The sequence below is a fragment of the Rhizobium ecuadorense genome (genome assembly GCF_001187535.1).
In the GTDB taxonomy this organism is placed as follows: Bacteria; Pseudomonadota; Alphaproteobacteria; order Rhizobiales; family Rhizobiaceae; genus Rhizobium; species Rhizobium ecuadorense.
On sequence record NZ_LFIO01000066.1, the window covers coordinates 1 to 210 of the forward strand.

The following is a 210-nucleotide window of genomic DNA, read 5'->3' on the forward strand; positions in this document are numbered from 1 at the left end:
CCATTCGCCTTCCGCCTTGGCCTTGGCTCCAGCGTGGAACGCCGGCCACTTTTTCAGGCAATCGCTATCGCAGTTGGATTTGCCTTTTGTATCTTTGTCGAATGTGTAAAGCACCATGCCTTTTTCAGTGGCCAGGACCTTGCCCATTTTAGTCTCGACCATCTTGGCCGGCTCGGCCGCAAAAGCAGACCCGGTTAAAGCAGTTAACGC

Annotated in this window: 1 protein-coding gene; it reads right to left on the reverse strand. The window is 53.8% G+C overall.

Translation table 11 applies throughout. The features are described from left to right. Positions 1–210 (reverse strand): COG4315 family predicted lipoprotein (locus tag AF337_RS03045; protein WP_483150611.1); only part of this gene is annotated, 210 nt, incomplete at both ends.